The organism is Legionella sp. PC1000, assembly GCF_014109805.1.
Classification (GTDB): Bacteria; Pseudomonadota; Gammaproteobacteria; order Legionellales; family Legionellaceae; genus Legionella; species Legionella resiliens.
The window spans coordinates 2,154,604-2,171,409 of the sequence record NZ_CP059400.1; the positions used below are offsets into that span (position 1 = coordinate 2,154,604).

A 16,806-nucleotide genomic window follows, 5' to 3' on the forward strand; every position below is an offset into this window, starting at 1 on the left:
AAGAAAATTTAAAAAGATCCTTTTTGGGGACATTTTTATCCTCAAAATAGATTTATTTTTGGAGCCCTACTGTTAGAACTCTGAACACTGGAATTATTTTTTATTGAATTCATCAAAACGATGTACTGATGGGTCCAATCGATCTAAAGCTTGGAAAGGAAGCATCCAACCTGGATATTCAGGAGGTAAGGCACTTACTTCATCTAACTCTTTTATTTCATCCGCAGATAATTTTAATGTCAGGGCTGCTAAATTATCTTCTAATTGTTCTATGCGTTTGGCACCAATAATTACAGAGGTTACAGCAGGTCATGTGAGCAACCATGCTAATGAAATCCCAGCGACACTACTATTATGTTTTTGCGCAATAGCTCGGAGCACGTCAAGAATCCTCCAGACACGCTCCTTATCGAGGATGGGGAAGTCAAAATTAGCGGGGGGGGCCAAATAATGCCAAGCCTTGAGTACGAAACCAGTGTTTATCCTCTCCAATAACATACTTTTTTAATTCAGGAATTGCTTGAATATCTGGATAGCCTGTTGTTACAAAATAACTTTTCCCCATAATGTAATGCTCTTTAATATCTCTAGACGGGGTAACCAGTATATGTCCATCAGGAACAATTTTGACTAATTGTTCCATAAAGTGACCTATATCTTTTTCTTTTTCTATCCCATTTTCAACACCTAAAAGATAAGGAACAAAAGCAGTGTCAAAAGTCTGCTTTTTATCACTCATAAGTATATTATCTACAGTGCCCACATGAAACTGGATGTTTTTATCCAATTCAAAATTACTTTGGGTTTTAGATTGAATAGCACGTTGAACCAGCGACACCATGTAATGGATATAAGCACGTCTTAATGAATTAGGATGAATGACCCAGAACAAAAAATGAGCCAATTTTCCGCTAGATAGAGTCACAAGCGGTGGATACCAGCATGTAAGTGCAGCAAATAATTCACCAATTGATGGCAATGGATTTCCTTGGGCATCGTATTCACGATAAAGGTAATACTTTTTAAATGCTTTCATCCAGGCAACCGTAATGGGATCTTTGTCATAGGCAGTAATTGATTTTGCACCAGCTAATGCAAATAAAAAACTACTGTTCCCATATCCAGGAATGATCAAGACATTTTTTCCTTCAATATCGGCTCGAATATCATATCGATTTTTTTGGTGCTCAGCCAAAGCGGATGATAAATAACGCTCAGCTCCCATGGGATATATTTGAACCTCTTTATCGTCAGAGAGTCTTGTGACGCGTCGGTCTAAAAGCCATTTTTTCTCTTGTTTGCTTAAAATGGTTTCGTAAGCTGGCATAAAATTCCTAGGTTAATTCTCATGATTGTTTTAAGCGCAATAACTTTAAAGAATGCGTAGTTCGTTTTGTAGCATATTTTCGTCCCAACTTCTGTGTAGGCCGCTCAATAAATACATGTAGAAGCCAAGACAACAATAGAGAGCCAATACAAACCAAAGCAAGTGCAGTCGAAATTTTAAAATTCATATCGAGCATCACCCGAAGAGCAACATATCCTGCAATACTATGCACGACATACAAAGGATAACTAATATCAGCTAAAAAATTAACTATGGGATTTGCTTTAAAAAAATGAGGAAATGTGTAGGCAAACATAAAAGTCAGTAAAGAAAAAGCGTAACTCCAAGCCAATATCAAGTTTTCTGAATAAGGTCCAACCCACCATGCAATGCAAAAGCTGATAAAAAAAATGCCTATTAAAAAATATCCTGTATCGGTTGCAATTTTATGGCAGTATAAATAGTGGAACGTTACACCAATAAACATAAAAATAATATATGGCGATGACATCATATAAATTTCTGCTCTGATAAAGGCAGGTAAATTTTTTATCGCCCACATGGGGAGCATGTGCGACATGTAACAACTAACTAGAAATAAAACTGCGGGAATAAAAAAAACCTTGAGTGAGTCATTGCGAAACCAATTCATTGATAAAGCTACAATAAGATAAAATTTCATTTCTACTTCAAGAGTCCATATAATTATATCTATATTTCTTGACTCAAGAATATCTCGAGCTCCAGGAATATAGTGTATTAATACTTCCTGAAAGGAATAAGGCCAAACCGATAAAAAATATTTTCCGCATAAAAAAAGAGCGAATAAAGTAATACTAAATCCTATTACGTAGGTCGGAATAATACGAAAGAAACGATTGACGCAAAAACCTACGCTATTTGCTCTTTGGAGTGAAAAAGGAATAACAAAACCACTGATAATAAAAAATAAACCTACTCCATAAGCTCCCCAATCAAATAGCGGAAACAGGTTAAGCCATACTACATAAAACGGGGTTGCATGTGTTTCGGGAGAGAGTAAGGGTGCATGAATCAGATAAGCAATAGAGTCCCTCTTATACCAAAAAGTACTTAAAAAATGAGAGAGTAGAACAAATAATGCTGCAAGACCTCGTAAAGTATTTGCAAATTCGATCTTGGTATTAGCGTGTAAAATTTCACTCATAAAAGAAGACCTGAACGCCCTTTTCTTAGATTATTAACATACACCATAGATATATTCACTCTTAGATTTTTTATTCAAATCAATAAGATATTGTATCTCACCCTGATTTACTTGACCATTATCCGTTCTTATCTGAAATTATTTGCAACAAAATTTTTCAGCACTATTTTTTTGTTGTTCATCAGTTTTTAATAAAAATCAACGTCTTAAATTCATATTTTGTCCAAAATAAAGTCTTTTGCCGAAAAATAAGCCTAATTTATTTTTTAAAGTGCTAAAATAATATTCAAGTAGGTCATATAGTGAGGCAATCATGAAATATAAAACAACCGTGGAACTGCAAGGTAATGGTTCTTTAATTATGAGAGATGGAACATTAGAGAAAAATGGCGATATGATTTTTGGATATCATGCACTTGTAGCAATTTGCGGCGATCAAAGTAAAAAGAAGCATACATTTGAAAACGGTAAGCAATTTTCTGTAGAATCAATTGGTCAATTACATTCAGAGAGATTGAAAATTACCATCAGTCCGGAGTTTGCGCAAGAGGCTATTGCAGTACTAAAAAAGGAGTATCCAGGATTAGAAATAAAGGGTGAGCGTCCTGATCTGGAGCAAGAAAAACAGTATGTTCCCTAATCAGCAATGATTATATGAGAGGCTCATAAGCTCCTACGGCTATGAGCCTTTTTTCATGCAGCAGCATCATCAAAAAAATTTATTTAGCGATAATAGTTTACAAATTAACAGAATAAATTCATTATCTTAAGCCGAAGATTAGTATTGATTAGGACCTTCAAGGCTAAATTTAGTGTTTCTATCATTTGTATCGCTTGCACGTGCTAGAGACTTGAACGTTGAAACTCAATTTAACCATTTTATTTAAGGAAAAATGTATGGCTAAAATTCTTTGTGTTCTCTATGCTGATCCAATTAATGGGTATCCAAAATACTATGCACGGGATTCGCTTCCCAAAATAGAACACTACCCTGATGGACAAAATACACCTACACCTAGAACTCTTGATTTTAAACCAGGTGCTTTACTTGGTTCCGTATCTGGTGAGTTGGGATTACGTCAGTTTCTTGAGGCACAGGGACATCAATTTGTGGTGACCTCAGATAAGGAAGGTCCAAATTCAGTTTTTGAAAAAGAATTACTTGATGCTGATGTTGTTATTTCTCAACCCTTTTGGCCAGCATATTTAACCTCTGAACGAATTGCTAAAGCAAAAAAATTAAAATTGGTAATTACCGCAGGTATTGGTTCTGATCATGTGGACTTGCAAGCAGCAAAAGAAAATAACATTACAGTAGCTGAAGTAACCTATTCAAACAGTATCAGTGTCGCGGAGCATGTGGTCATGATGATCCTTTCTCTGGTACGTAATTATCTGCCGTCTAATCAATGGGTTATTCAAAAAGGATGGAATATTGCTGACTGCGTTGTACGCTCCTACGATCTGGAGGGAATGACAGTAGGTTCTATTGCATGTGGACGAATTGGCTTGGCAGTGATGAAACGTTTAAAACCTTTTGATGTGAAGTTGCATTATACAGATCGCCATCGCTTACCTGAAAAAACCGAAAAAGAATTAGGTCTTGTTTTCCATCATCATGTTGAATCACTGGTACAAACGTGTGATGTAGTTACTATAAATTGCCCTTTAACTCCAGAAACTGAAAATTTATTTGATGAACACTTGATTAATAAAATGAAGCGAGGATCTTATTTAATCAACACTGCTCGAGGGAAAATATGTGATCGCGAAGCAGTGGTGAAAGCATGTGAAAATGGTCAACTTGCTGGCTATGCAGGGGATGTATGGTTTCCACAACCCGCCCCAAAAGACCATCCATGGCGAACAATGCCTCATCATGGTATGACCCCACATGTTTCTGGAAGTTCTCTATCTGCACAAGCGCGGTATGCTGCGGGGACGCGTGAAATTTTGGAGTGTTGGTTAGAAGGACGCCCTATTCGTGATGTTTATCTTATTGTCGACAAAGGCAGATTTGCTGGAACAGGGGCGCATTCATATGCTGTTGATAATGTGAGTTTAGACGCTGTAGAAACGTAGAGACTGAAATACCGATATCTATTCCTAAATGTTTTAAGTGAAAGAAAGCAGGCAAAAATCAGAAGCTTTTTTGTCTGTTTCTTTTAACTCCCGAAAGTGTATCAATCTCATTTGTTATAAAAATATTTTCCCAAAAATCATATAGAACATCTATACTAAATTATGATTTAACACTATGAAGGGAAACATCATGTATAAAAAAATGGTACAGACTGCTGCATTTGCAATTACTATAGCGCTCAGTCCACTAGTCTTAGCTCATTCCGGTGAATGTAGAGAAGGACTGAAAAGCATGGTTGAGTCGCTCAAACTTGATGAAAGCCAAAAATCTAAAATAGAACCCATCTTAGAACAACTTAAAACAACAATGAAAAATAATGCAGAGCAAATGAAGGATTTAAGTAAACAAATCAATCAACAAGCTGAATCCGCATCTATGGATCAATCCACAGTTGACGGTTTAATTGATAAAAAAACAAAACTGATTGGTGATATGATTAAAGCTAAGGTAGCAGCAAAAAATCAAATATATGCAGTCCTTAAGCCAGAACAAAAAACAGAGCTACAAAATAAAATGAACAAAGTGAAAGAAAGAATGGCAGAAAAATTTAAAAAATGTCATGAAGAATAAGAGTTGTCTGATTTCAATCCAGGAGCAATTTTTTTTGTTCCTGGATTTTCAATGAAGCAGGTACTTAATGTTATTAAACGAATATCTTCAGTGTGACGGGATTGAGCTGGCAAAAAGAATCAAAACAGGTGAAATAAGCCCTGATGAAGCCATGAATTGTGCTCTTTTACGAATACAGGAAGTCAACCCTGCCCTCAATGCAATTGTTACTGATTGCTCTGATTTCGCAAAAAAATGTCTCGCAAAACTTAGTGGCAACGAGCCCTATTATGGCGTTCCTTTATTAATTAAAGATTTGGGACATTCCATTACAGGAATACGCAGTACAGAAGGCTCTCGTTTTTTTGCTAGGAATATTGCCCCGTTTACCAGTGATTTCATGAATAAAATGCTTTCATTAGGTTTTATACCTATTGCAAAAACAAATACGCCAGAACTGGGTCTCTCTTATGTTACAGAATCTGTTTTATTGGGCCCCTGCCGTAATCCTTATGACCCCAATAGAACCTCTGGAGGCTCTTCTGGTGGTTCAGCAGCTGCAGTTGCAGCAGGTATTGCCCCTGTTGCCACAGCAAGCGATGGGGGTGGTTCTATTCGAATCCCTGCTGCGTGTTGCGGATTATTAGGATTTAAACCGAGCGCGGGTTTAACGCCAACAGGCCCTTTGACTAATGAATTATGGTCTGGTTTAGCTGTAAACTTTGTCTTAACACGCTCTCTTAGAGATTCAGAAGTATTATTTACTCAATTAGCGGATCAATTCCGTGTGCGTCCTCTTCCCGCTGATAAAAGATCATTGAATATTCTTTACTTAGAGGGAATGTTCGCATCGGTACCTGTTGCAATACCTTGCCTTGAAGCAGTAAGCAAAGTTGAAGAGCTCTTTAAAAAAGCAGGCCATACAATTCAGAAGAAATACTTAGCGCTGGATCTTAATGCGATTGGTGATTGTGTAATTACTCTTATTGCAGCAAATACATATACTGTGATTAAGTTTCAAGAAATTCAATTAGGAAGGAGAGCAACCCCTGAAGAGCTCGAACCAGTTACCTGGGAATTTTATCAACGTGGACAAGCCCTTACTTCATATGAATATCTCATTGCAAAAAGCAGGTTATACCAACTTACTCAGCCATTACATCACTTGCTCACTCAAAATGATGTAATATTAACCCCAGCTTTAGCTCAACTGCCTTTATTTATAAATGAATTAAGAACTGATGATGCATTCGAGAGCTATTTACAAAAAAACGTAGAGTTTTCTCCATTTACTTCGGTATTTAATCAAGCGGGCCTACCCGCAATGACGCTTCCTGTTATGATGCATAATCAACTTCCGGTATCAATACAATTGGGGGCTGCTCAAGGAAATGACTTGCTGCTATACTCCCTGGCAAAAGAACTACACACTATGTTACCAAATTTTAATCCAAACATAGTATCGTAAATAATGAGTTAACCCATGCAAAAGAATCGAAATACCATGATAGAGTTTTATGATTCTCTCCCTCATGATGTAGAAGAAATAATGAGAGAGGATCTTGTGGCTTATGAGACCACTCATGGAATTGATGTGAATTATAAACCTTTCTGTCTTGTTTTAAGAGGGAAAAATCAAGAGATATATGGTGTGCTGAATGCATTTACTGCATTTGCCGAGATTTATATTGATGATATGTGGGTGCATCAACACCATCGTAATAAAGGGTATGGGAGAATGCTGCTGCATGCACTTGAAGAGCAATTTCAAGGAAGAGGTTTTAACAATATAAATTTGGTAACCAGTGCATTCCAATCTCCTGATTTTTATAAAAAATGTGGTTTTGAAATAGAATTTATCAGGAAAAATATAAAAAATCCCAAACTGACAAAAACATTTTTTATTAAATATTTTAAAGATGAAATCCAAACCCAAGGGAGATGTGGGCTTTCAACAAAGCCGGCGATCAACTTTCTTGTAAAATAGTCACGTCTTTATTGTAAAGTCACAAGCACTGAACTTAAGAAGTAATTTTGGAGGTTGCCTGTACAAGCTCATTTAATCTAAGGGGGGCCTATTGATGTATTATCATCTTTAAAGAATTGCGTGAATTTTTTTGCAGCTTTTTGAAATATATTTGCATCAGCCCCTGTAAATTTTTTCCAGTCTTTTTTCAAATTTCTCAACCCTGAAAGGTCCAGGCCCTGCTCTATAACTAGTATAAGCTGAACTACGAGTGACACCTTTAGCTTCGGCTTTAAATTTATTTCTAAGTCCTTCTTTAACCTCTTCTGATAATTTGGGATCCTGCGTTTCTAATTCCTTAGTTATCCGTTTTAATAGAGAGGAATAGCCAATAGAATATTCTGTAAGTTGATTAATATGTCAATACCTCAGTATTGAATGTGGTTTTGATAATTTTAAAGCCCCCAGGGAAGGAGGCTTTAGAAGATTCAATTGCTATTTGCGGAATTCGTTTGACATCGGATTATTTTTATTCATATTTTGAATGCCGAGGTCTTTGATAGCACCGCTTTTTTCAGACATACCACCCGTTTTAGGCATACCGCTATCAGTAGTCATACTCGGTTTTGGAGCATTCTGATTGGTGGGTACGTTAGAGTGCATCATAGTTGGTTTTGCTGGAGCACTTTTAACCTCTGCTTTTCCCTTTGAAGCAGCAGATGTTTTGCCTGGTGCGGCTGCTTTAGAACTCTTTTTAAGGCTTGCTTTTTTAGCAGCAGGTGACGCTTTTTTAGCAGCAGGTGACGCTTTTTTAGCAGCAGGTGACGCTTTTTTAGCAGCAGGTGACGCTTTTTTAGCAACAGGTGATGCTTTTTTAGCAGCAGGTGATGCTTTTTTAGCAGCAGGTGATGCTTTTTTAGCAGTAGATGCAGCCTTTTTTGCAGCAGTCTTAGCCGTAGTAGTTGCTTTTTTTATACTTTTTTTCATGGCAGATGAAGCTTCGTTCATTGCTTTTTTAGTGCTTTGATCCATATTTCGAGGTACATTGAACCAATGATGCTCAAGGATATTGAACGTTTCTCTCATATAATTCAGAGTCATATTACTATTTTGGATAAATAGCTCCATATTTCGTTCAAAAATATCTTCTGGTTTCTTCAAGCTTAATAAATCCATTGGCTTCATTAAGGATAAGTTTTGCATCATTTTAACATTGAGTTCCATTAGTTTTTGCATTGGCCCCTCTAAATTGTTAAACATTTTTGGCTCAAAAAATTCGGGTTTCATTCGCATCTCCTTATGTTGCATTGCACAATTCAAAGATTAGTTATAATCAGTTGATTTGTCAAATAAAAATAATTCCCATAGGTTTAAACGTATTACCTGTTTTTATTTTTAGTGTATTTTTCTTAATAAAATACACAATTCAAAAGCTGAAAATTCATAGGAACATTACAATAATATATTGATACTTATGATTCATAAACAATATCGCATAGATTATTTGCGGTAAATATATTTTTTATAAAAAGCAATAGCATAAATCCTGTTTTTTCAGGTAGGATGAATAGGGTTTTTATTGTAATTATTTCAAGGAGAGTATCGTGGGCAAACTTACTGTTGATGGAATGACCGCAGTTGAAAGAGCAAAAAAAGACCGAGCTGATGCTTTAAAAACATTAACTTCCAAGCCATTTAACTTAAATGATGAGGAACAACAAGCTGCACTTAAAAAATATATTAATGATTTCGAGTACAATGCAAATCTAATGTATCTTTTTCAAGGAATGAGTACTGGTTTAACAGCTTGGGGTGGCACCTGGCTTGCAGGATTTCTTTTGCCAATTCCTGAGTTTGCCAATTACTTTCTAAGTATGTTTCTTTATTGTGGGGCTGCAGGCTATATTCTTCAAAATTTCAGTCTTGCAGATTTCCATAACCAACTTGATGAAATGAAAGTTATTTACAACTGGTGCTTGAAAAAAAATCAACCAGAATATGATGGGGCAACAGATAATACAGCAATACTCTCTAATCCCAATATTCAACGTATGATTAAATTAATGGCTCCCTTATGTACAACTGAGTTTATATTGGTATGGAAAAAAATAACTGCAGCAGAAGAAACTAAAAGCTCTATTTGGAGTGGTTTCTCCTATGCTTATTCTCTCTTCTCATCGCCTAAATCCGATGTTGATCTCAATCGTCTTCAGGATCTAAAGGCTAGCGTCGAGCGACGAGAGCTTGATGTTGGAGTGTATAAGGGCGTGGAAGGAGCAATTCGTTATTTTGCAACAGACGTTCATTTCCGAGAGCTTTTAATGGCAAAAGTAAAACAACCCGTCGAGCAAATACGAGAGATGTTACCCTCCGTCCTTAGTTTAGGACATTCCAAATCTGAATAATTGCTATTTCCTATGTTACCCGGGTACTGCGAGGTAATCCGGGTTTTCTAAGAAGCAGCGCAAATGCGGACCGAATTTTCAATAACTGTTACCCCGATGAGATATCCTATCTCGGGTTTAATTGATTCCCCATAATCCACTATGATAATATTTCGCACTTTTTAATTTTTGATTAGAATAATATAAATGCCCCGCTCTCATTTAGTCTCAGAACAAAATACACATATTTTACTTAAACTCCCTTTGGAGATATTAATTTATCTTGCTTTTAATTATCTTGACTACGATACTGCGACTAAATTCATAGCAATAGCCCTTCGCAGCAGTGCAGCACTCTCTGTTGAACTTAATCACCGCGAGCGTTCAATAAAGAATCTTAGTCAAGCTTATCATGACAACCAAAAGCGCTATTCAGACTATTCATTAACAACAGATATTAGTGCTGGACCTGATTCAAGTTTCTATTTTTCATCTGGAAGATGGTTCGGATGTGGTTTCATCCCTTGGAGGGAACAATTGGAAGTGAACACTCCTCAGGCACTTACATTACAATACAGTCGGCAATTTATATTCAATTTCTGGCCTACTAGCCCTCAACCATTAAAGCCAATTAAAATTGCTTGCTCAAACCTAGAAACTCTGTTTCTTACAGCTTCTGGCGATGTCTACATCGCTCGCTCAAATGAAGCGAGTTCAAGTTGGTGTTTCGGATTTGCGAAACTTGTTTTGGAAAAACTTTCTATAAAAGATGTAGCAGATATATGCGCGGGTTGTGATCATTTTTTATTACGAACTAAAAACGGTAAAGTATATAGCTTTGGAAATAATCGTCATGGGCAATTAGGATTAGGTAACTTTCTAGAAAATGCGAGTACTCCTGAATTAATCCAAGAACTTGCGGACAAAAAAATTATGTCTATTTTTGCTGGAGGTGATCACTCTTTTTGCATTAGTGACCATAATGAAATCTACGGGTTTGGCTGGAACGAGTTTGGACAATTGGGGACAAAAACCACTGCACGGAGTCAATATACCCCCCTGCCTATTGAGGCATTTGGGAAGGAAATAATCACTGATATTGCCCTTGGTTTTAATCATACAATTTTTCTTATCCAAACAGGAATAATGTACAGTTGTGGAGAAAACTCTACTGGCAAACTTGGTTTAGGTAATTTTGAAGATCCAGAGAGACCAACGCAAATTTCTCACTTGGCACACTATAAAATAGTTATGGTTGCCACAGGTGATGCCCATACCGTATGTCTAACGGATAATGGCCAAGTGTTTGGTTTTGGTAATTGTGAACGAGGGCAGCTTGGTTTGGAGTGTAAGGAAACGAATATTCCAATGCCAATTAGTTCATTGCCAGATAAAATTATCAAGATCGTCGCCGGTGACTACCACACACTGTGTCTTTCTACACAACGAATCGCCTATGCTTTTGGTCAAAATAAAAACGGTCAATTAGGGCTTGGACATAGTAAAGACGAATATTTACCACACAAAATTACCCCAGTAACTGAAACGGTAAGCCCTGCACCCGCTAGTCCGAGGTAGGATTTAAATTACAGAGTTGGAGTTTGACAAATGCGCCACTAGGGCAATTTTAAAAGGGAACAAAGTTCAACTCTTTAGAATGATGTACCAACTGAGGTTTGATAAGAGTCAATTTGCATTTTTCTTAATTCTGAAATTCAGCACGCAACGTGCACTTTTGTTACATAGAGCACGATAAAATTGTTGCAGTAAAACTACTTCTTAAATAGAATCCTCGAGGTAATGTTTTAATTTTATTGCCATGGTTATCATACCCGTAACATAATGATTTTCCACTTGCTGCCTTAGGTCTAACCTGTAAATATTCGCCTGCTTGCGCATTAAGCGTTTCAAGATGACCAGTACTGATTTGAAAGGATAAATGGTTCCAATCAGCTTCCAAAATACACTCCTGTTCTGCATTAGGCGACCATAAAAATCCTTGTCCAACTCTTCTTTGCAGATAAGAAATATCAGTATCCCCTTCAACAGGAACCCATAAAATTCGTTTTAATTTGGCATAACACTGCGATGACTTCCATTGCTGCTGATGAATTGTAAGCAATGGAATAGAGGTAATAAATGTTGATTCGGCGGGTTTACCCGACTTATTTAGCGGAAGTGTTTTTAGTTCTACACCTAAGCCTTGGAAATCAGGTAATGACTTATTCTGGGCATCAGTGCCTAAGGCTAATTCAATTGCTTGACCAACCCACCCTTTTCGTTGGTTCGGCTGAGTGGGAATAAGCAACCCCAAGCTCAAACCTAATTGTGCAAAACTAAGGCCTGCAATACGGGTACAGCGCTCGAGCAATTCAGCTTCAGTTTTCGGTGGTGGTCTGTTTTTTAACAGTGAAATCACCTTGTCCCTCTTTAATTTCAATGGCAAGTGGTTCAATTGGAGGCTTAATATTTGCTGCTTTAAACTGAGCCATAATAGCAAACAATACCTTAGACCGTACCTCAAAACGAGTATGTACTTGGACGTTAATGAAATATCGAGCCTCAAACTCAAGTAACGCTTCATCAATCTTCTTAAGGAAAACTTGAGCAGGTGGATCTGCAACGATTTCTGGAGTTGTAGCCAAAATATCCTGTATGAGTTGCTGCACCATAACCGCATCATCAGAGCGACTCACTTTGATAGGAACAACTGTTCTAACAATACCGTCCTGATGTGTCCAGTTAGTAAATGGTTTATTAAATGTTTCCGCATTGGGAATCAGCACTTCCATATTGTCCCAGGAAGAAACTCTCATGGAACGGATGCCAATATGAGCAACTCGTCCTTCGTGTTCACCAATGGTCACTAAATCGCCTTCACGCACGGGTCTTTCAACAAGCAGCATCAGCCCACCTACAATATTGCTGGCAAAATCACGCAAACCAAATCCCATACCTACGGCAAGTCCTCCAATAATCATTGACATACCGCTAAAATCAAATCCAAGTATATGAAGAGAAACAAAACCACCTAAAAGAACAATTGCATATTGACTAAAAACGGAAAGGCTATTACGTATGCCTACATCTTTAGCATTTTTAAATACCCAGCGATAACAAAACTCCCTCGTCCATTTAGAAGCCCAAACAAAAACAGCAAGCAGAATAAAAAACTCGATGGTACTGGTAACAGTAATGTGGATCCCTGGGATATTTACAACAGTATATTGTGCAAATTTACCTAAGTTGACCATCACTAATGAATCGGAATACCAACCGAACAATTGGAAAAGAACATGAATGCTTGCCAGGAGTAGCAGGATTCTTAAAATTTTATCTAATGGTTTTAAAAAAACTTCTATCCATAACCACCCATTACGTAATGAAGAAATCATCAATTCAGAAAATAATTCCAGTGCATCGAACAATAAACCTCGAGCAAAAATATATCCTACAAGTACAAGTAGTACATAAGCCTGATATTGGCTCATACTCCATGCCAAACTAATAAACCCTAATAACCCAATTACTGCTGTCGTAAACAATGTTGTAGGAACTAGAATAACCAACAAGTATATAGCGTTTTTGACATACCCTTTTTGGCTCTTTAACATGGGACCCAGAAGATAAGGAATAACATCTTTACTTTTCCATGCCACCAAAGAGACTGTGAGAATAAAGAGCATAAATAAGCGATTAAATATATCTTGAAGTAGTATCGATAAAGGGAGTAAATGGCCTATAGTCATTAAAGCAGTAGTCCATCCACCGAATAGCAATAGCCATTTTAGTCGGTAATAAAGTTTGACGTCCTTACCCGATGAGTCAGAGATACGTTCTAGTAATACCAAGCGCCCTATTAAGATTAAAACTCTAAAAGTAAACCAAACAGCGATTAATTTAAAGAATAATTGATAATTAGAAAAAGAAATATGAGTTATGTACAGCAGTGCCCACAACATAGTCGCAATACAAAAATAAGGTAGGTTTCTTTGAATTAAAACAAGCGCTCCATCATATAGGTACCCTGTTAAACGTGATCGCTCTTTTTCCCGTCGCAGTATCTTTAATATACGACTTATCATAAAGAAAAAAATCGCAATAAAAGCAAAACCACCCCATAAAATTACCATGGATAAAGGACTTAGCCACAAATAACTGTCATAAACCTTTAAGCTTAACGTCTTTATGTATTTATAAAACAGACTTGGAATGGCCGCTATTTTCTTCAGAATAATTGGCCAACTGCTTATACTGTAATCAGCAAGGGTTTGTCGAGAGGACATCAACTTTTTGAGCTGGGCTTGATAATCAGACAAACTTTTGACCAGAAGTTGTTTTTGGATGCTCGATTCTTTAAGTTGTTGTGCCAATGTTTTTTGTAAAGAACTTATTTCTCTCTTTAAACTTGGCGCTACAACAAGTTTGGCTTCATTAGTAAGAAAATTCCCAATTTGCCCAATGTTTTTTTCAACCTTAACATATTGATTTAATGCATCTTTATAAATGTCTGTAATGAGCTGTAAATTTTTTGTATCTGGATTTTTAAGATAAATAATATCGGCTTTGACCACGGTTCTTTGTATATTTAAAGCGTTCAAATGGTTTTGAATTGCCGCAATATTTTGATTGTTAATCAACAGCATCGCTTCATGATCTGCTACTGTAAGTGGTGTTAATGACTTTGACTTTTTAATTGGTTGAACCGTACCATTGCTTTCATAAAGGAGATTTAAGCGTTTATTGAGCTGCTCTTTTAATGATCTAATGTGTACGAGTTTTTGTTCAAGTACAAAATTTGAATGCCACAACTCCAAATGCTTTATTTCATCATTGATAGTGGCTTGAAATTCCTTGGCAAGCTTCAGATTTTCAATTACGAGTTCAGTCGTTTGTTTGTTAATAGCCAGCAAATTTTCTACTTTTTTTACTCGCTCAGGGATGGTTGTATTTTCCTTGACGATAGGCATCTGCTGAAGCAGCTTTAAACGTTGATTTAAACTGTTTTGCTCTTTATATTGATGATCGAGAAAGCTTTCCAAACTTGCAATTTTAACACTCGACATTGAAAGTATCGCTGATACTTGTTTCATTTTAGCACTGAACTCTTTCTCACTTTTAAGCAGTATTGGCTGTTTTGCATCCTGAATGGCGGTTGTTAAATGTGCTTTTTCTTGAGTTAAGTATTCAGTAAACGTAGCCTGCTTTCTTACAGGAGGAGCAGAAACATGAGCAGCTGTGGCAAAGGAAGAGCAAAAGAGCAAAAATAAAAATGCCCAATATTTTCGATTTACAGCAAATACGCTTCCTTTCCCTAAGAAGGCACCACTCCTGCTGCGAATACAACGATCCTCTTCCAAATTGGCTCTAGTACCAACCGGAGAGCAAATCCTTGACATCGCAGGTATAATCGATTTTTTTACCAGGTTAGCAAAATGTCTACCAAGCTTTAATATGTTATTTAGTCTGAGTAGTTGGAGCAAGTCTTATTCCCAATTCGGTTAGTTGTGCGTTACCCGTAGGCGATGGCGCACTCGTTAAAAGGCACGATGCTGTTTGAGTTTTAGGAAAAGCAATAACATCTCTAATTGATGTTGAATCCGTAAGTAGCATAGCTAAACGATCGATACCCAGGGCAATACCTCCATGTGGCGGTGCTCCATATTGTAAGGCATCCAACAAAAAGCCAAACTTTTCTTGAGCCTCTTGCTCATTAATTCCGAGTAACTCAAAAACTGCTTTCTGTAAATCAGATTGGTGAATACGGATGGAGCCTCCACCGATTTCATAACCATTAATCACTATATCATAAGCTTTCGCCAATGTGTGTGTTGGATTAGCACGTAGGTTTTCTGGTGATAGATCCTTAGGCGAAGTAAATGGATGATGCATTGGATTTAATTTGTTGGTCTCATAATCCCTTTCAAACATCGGCCAATCAACAATCCATAATAATTCCCAGCCCTCTTTGAGTAGTTTTCTATCATGTCCCAATTTTATTCTTAGGGCACCCATAGATTCGTTAACGATATGATTTTTATCTGAGCCAAAGAAAATTACATCCCCTGTTTGAGCTTTTGTACGGTGTAGAATTGCTTCTACTGCTTCTGTAGAGAGAAACTTTAAAATAGGTGATTGTAACCCAGTCATTCCCTCATCAAGATTATTTACCTTAATGTAGGCAAGACCCTTAGCACCATAAATACCTACAAAACGACCGTAATCATCCAAATCTTTTCTGCTGAGATCACAACCATCAGGCAGTCGCAAGGCGACCACTCTGGATTCTGAATCATTGGCAGCAGTAGAAAATACTTTAAAATCACATTCTTTAACAAGGTCTGCTACATCAATCAACTCTAAAGGATTACGTAAATCAGGCTTATCACTACCAAATCGTCGTATTGCTTCGGCATAAGGCATTCTATGTAACTTTTCAGGTAAATCCACATTAAGAATTTGCTTAAAGACTATTTTTAACAGGCCTTCAATAAGATTTAAAATGTTTTCTTCATCAATAAAAGCCATTTCAATATCAAGTTGTGTGAATTCAGGCTGCCTATCAGCACGTAAATCTTCATCACGAAAACAACGAACAATTTGATAATACTTGTCAAAGCCCGAAATCATTAATAGTTGTTTAAAAAGCTGTGGGGATTGAGGTAAAGCATAAAATGATCCTGGATGAACTCTAGAAGGAACCAAGTAATCGCGAGCTCCCTCTGGAGTTGCCTTTGTAAGCATTGGTGTTTCAATATCAAGAAAGTTATGCTGATTGAGATAACTGCGAATACAACTATTCAACTGATGCCTTACGACTAATTTATGTTTCATAGAAGGCCGCCGTAAATCGATATAACGATACTTATAGCGTAGGTCTTCATTTACGACTTGGAAATCGTCAGGTAAGAATGGAGGTGTAGGTGATTGATTAAGAATTTCCAATTTGGAACCGACTACTTCAACTTTACCCGTAGTCATGGCTTCATTAATCATTCCATCAGGTCTTTTACGAACAACCCCGGTAATTCGCACAACAAACTCAGAGCGTAATTTTTCCGCATCTGAAAAAGATGTTTTATTTTCAGGTTCATATACTACTTGTAATAATCCAGAACTATCACGAATATCAAGAAATATGACACCACCATGATCGCGACGATGATGTACCCAACCACATACAGTAACCTCTTTGCCTAAACTTGACTCATCTACACCCAAACAGTAGTGTGTACGCATATAAAAACCGCC

General features: G+C 37.0%; 14 protein-coding genes. 7 read left to right on the plus strand and 7 right to left on the minus strand.

The window, feature by feature from the left end:
* Positions 1–93: 93 nt before the first annotated feature.
* The 3 genes from FOLKNPGA_RS18935 to FOLKNPGA_RS09460 all read right to left on the minus strand — a co-directional run bounded on the left by FOLKNPGA_RS18935 (position 94) and on the right by FOLKNPGA_RS09460 (position 2,513).
* The gene (locus tag FOLKNPGA_RS18935; protein WP_255466085.1) at positions 94–291 is read right to left on the minus strand and encodes a hypothetical protein; all 198 of its coding nucleotides are present in this window, start codon (positions 289–291) and stop codon (positions 94–96) included.
* A gap of 139 nt (positions 292–430) precedes the next feature.
* A complete protein-coding gene (locus FOLKNPGA_RS09455) occupies positions 431–1,327 on the minus strand; it encodes an ABC transporter permease (RefSeq protein ID WP_182349680.1) in 897 nt (298 codons plus the stop codon).
* A 19-nt stretch (positions 1,328–1,346) separates the two neighbouring features.
* A complete protein-coding gene (locus tag FOLKNPGA_RS09460) occupies positions 1,347–2,513 on the minus strand; it encodes an acyltransferase (protein WP_182349681.1) in 1,167 nt (388 codons plus the stop codon).
* Positions 2,514–2,826: 313 nt separating this feature from the next.
* On the opposite strand from FOLKNPGA_RS09460, the gene FOLKNPGA_RS09465 reads away from it, so the two are divergent.
* The 5 genes from FOLKNPGA_RS09465 (at position 2,827) to FOLKNPGA_RS09485 (ending at position 7,192) form a co-directional block, all read left to right on the plus strand.
* Positions 2,827–3,153 carry a hypothetical protein gene (locus FOLKNPGA_RS09465; protein WP_182349682.1) on the plus strand — a complete coding sequence of 109 codons (327 nt, stop codon included), beginning with the start codon at positions 2,827–2,829 and terminating at the stop codon, positions 3,151–3,153.
* Between the two features lie 257 nt (positions 3,154–3,410).
* Entirely contained in the window at positions 3,411–4,595 is a 1,185-nt protein-coding gene (locus FOLKNPGA_RS09470; RefSeq protein ID WP_182349683.1) for an NAD-dependent formate dehydrogenase, read from the plus strand.
* Positions 4,596–4,785: 190 nt separating this feature from the next.
* Entirely contained in the window at positions 4,786–5,226 is a 441-nt protein-coding gene (locus tag FOLKNPGA_RS09475; RefSeq protein ID WP_182349684.1) for a Spy/CpxP family protein refolding chaperone, read from the plus strand.
* Between the two features lie 67 nt (positions 5,227–5,293).
* Positions 5,294–6,673: an amidase gene (locus FOLKNPGA_RS09480; RefSeq protein ID WP_182349685.1), complete on the plus strand. Its 1,380-nt coding sequence runs from the start codon at positions 5,294–5,296 to the stop codon at positions 6,671–6,673.
* Between the two features lie 15 nt (positions 6,674–6,688).
* Positions 6,689–7,192, plus strand: coding sequence for an N-acetyltransferase (locus FOLKNPGA_RS09485; RefSeq protein ID WP_182349686.1), 504 nt, complete (start codon positions 6,689–6,691; stop codon positions 7,190–7,192).
* A 474-nt stretch (positions 7,193–7,666) separates the two neighbouring features.
* Here FOLKNPGA_RS09485 and FOLKNPGA_RS09490 read toward each other — a convergent pair whose 3' ends face one another.
* Positions 7,667–8,458 carry a hypothetical protein gene (locus tag FOLKNPGA_RS09490; protein WP_182349687.1) on the minus strand — a complete coding sequence of 264 codons (792 nt, stop codon included), beginning with the start codon at positions 8,456–8,458 and terminating at the stop codon, positions 7,667–7,669.
* 317 nt (positions 8,459–8,775) lie between these two features.
* Here FOLKNPGA_RS09490 and FOLKNPGA_RS09495 point away from each other — a divergent pair, with 317 nt between their 5' ends.
* Both FOLKNPGA_RS09495 and FOLKNPGA_RS09500 read left to right on the plus strand, forming a co-directional pair.
* Positions 8,776–9,576, plus strand: coding sequence for a hypothetical protein (locus FOLKNPGA_RS09495; protein WP_182349688.1), 801 nt, complete (start codon positions 8,776–8,778; stop codon positions 9,574–9,576).
* A 186-nt stretch (positions 9,577–9,762) separates the two neighbouring features.
* The gene (locus tag FOLKNPGA_RS09500) at positions 9,763–11,133 is read left to right on the plus strand and encodes a hypothetical protein (protein ID WP_182349689.1); all 1,371 of its coding nucleotides are present in this window, start codon (positions 9,763–9,765) and stop codon (positions 11,131–11,133) included.
* 160 nt (positions 11,134–11,293) lie between these two features.
* On the opposite strand, the gene mutH is transcribed toward FOLKNPGA_RS09500, so the two are convergent.
* From mutH to aspS, 3 genes are read right to left on the minus strand one after another with little or no spacing between them, the layout of a single operon-like run.
* Positions 11,294–11,974: a DNA mismatch repair endonuclease MutH gene (mutH, locus tag FOLKNPGA_RS09505; protein WP_182349690.1), complete on the minus strand. Its 681-nt coding sequence runs from the start codon at positions 11,972–11,974 to the stop codon at positions 11,294–11,296.
* On the minus strand, positions 11,934–15,038 hold the full coding sequence (locus FOLKNPGA_RS09510; protein ID WP_182349691.1) for a mechanosensitive ion channel domain-containing protein: 3,105 nt from the start codon (positions 15,036–15,038) through the stop codon (positions 11,934–11,936). Before FOLKNPGA_RS09510 ends, mutH begins: the two co-directional genes overlap by 41 nt.
* A complete protein-coding gene (gene aspS, locus FOLKNPGA_RS09515) occupies positions 15,013–16,794 on the minus strand; it encodes an aspartate--tRNA ligase (RefSeq protein WP_182349692.1) in 1,782 nt (593 codons plus the stop codon). Before aspS ends, FOLKNPGA_RS09510 begins: the two co-directional genes overlap by 26 nt.
* Positions 16,795–16,806 lie beyond the last annotated feature (12 nt).

Coding starts and splice junctions, on each gene's coding strand:
- FOLKNPGA_RS09480 (WP_182349685.1), top strand. CDS start 5,294: ATGTTATTAAACGAATATCTTCAGTGTGACGGGATTGAGCTGGCAAAA.
- FOLKNPGA_RS09485 (WP_182349686.1), top strand. CDS start 6,689: ATGCAAAAGAATCGAAATACCATGATAGAGTTTTATGATTCTCTCCCT.
- aspS (WP_182349692.1), bottom strand. CDS start 16,794: ATGCGTACACACTACTGTTTGGGTGTAGATGAGTCAAGTTTAGGCAAA.
- FOLKNPGA_RS09455 (WP_182349680.1), bottom strand. CDS start 1,327: ATGCCAGCTTACGAAACCATTTTAAGCAAACAAGAGAAAAAATGGCTT.
- FOLKNPGA_RS09475 (WP_182349684.1), top strand. CDS start 4,786: ATGTATAAAAAAATGGTACAGACTGCTGCATTTGCAATTACTATAGCG.
- FOLKNPGA_RS09470 (WP_182349683.1), top strand. CDS start 3,411: ATGGCTAAAATTCTTTGTGTTCTCTATGCTGATCCAATTAATGGGTAT.
- FOLKNPGA_RS09460 (WP_182349681.1), bottom strand. CDS start 2,513: ATGAGTGAAATTTTACACGCTAATACCAAGATCGAATTTGCAAATACT.
- FOLKNPGA_RS09490 (WP_182349687.1), bottom strand. CDS start 8,458: ATGAAACCCGAATTTTTTGAGCCAAAAATGTTTAACAATTTAGAGGGG.
- FOLKNPGA_RS09465 (WP_182349682.1), top strand. CDS start 2,827: ATGAAATATAAAACAACCGTGGAACTGCAAGGTAATGGTTCTTTAATT.
- FOLKNPGA_RS09500 (WP_182349689.1), top strand. CDS start 9,763: ATGCCCCGCTCTCATTTAGTCTCAGAACAAAATACACATATTTTACTT.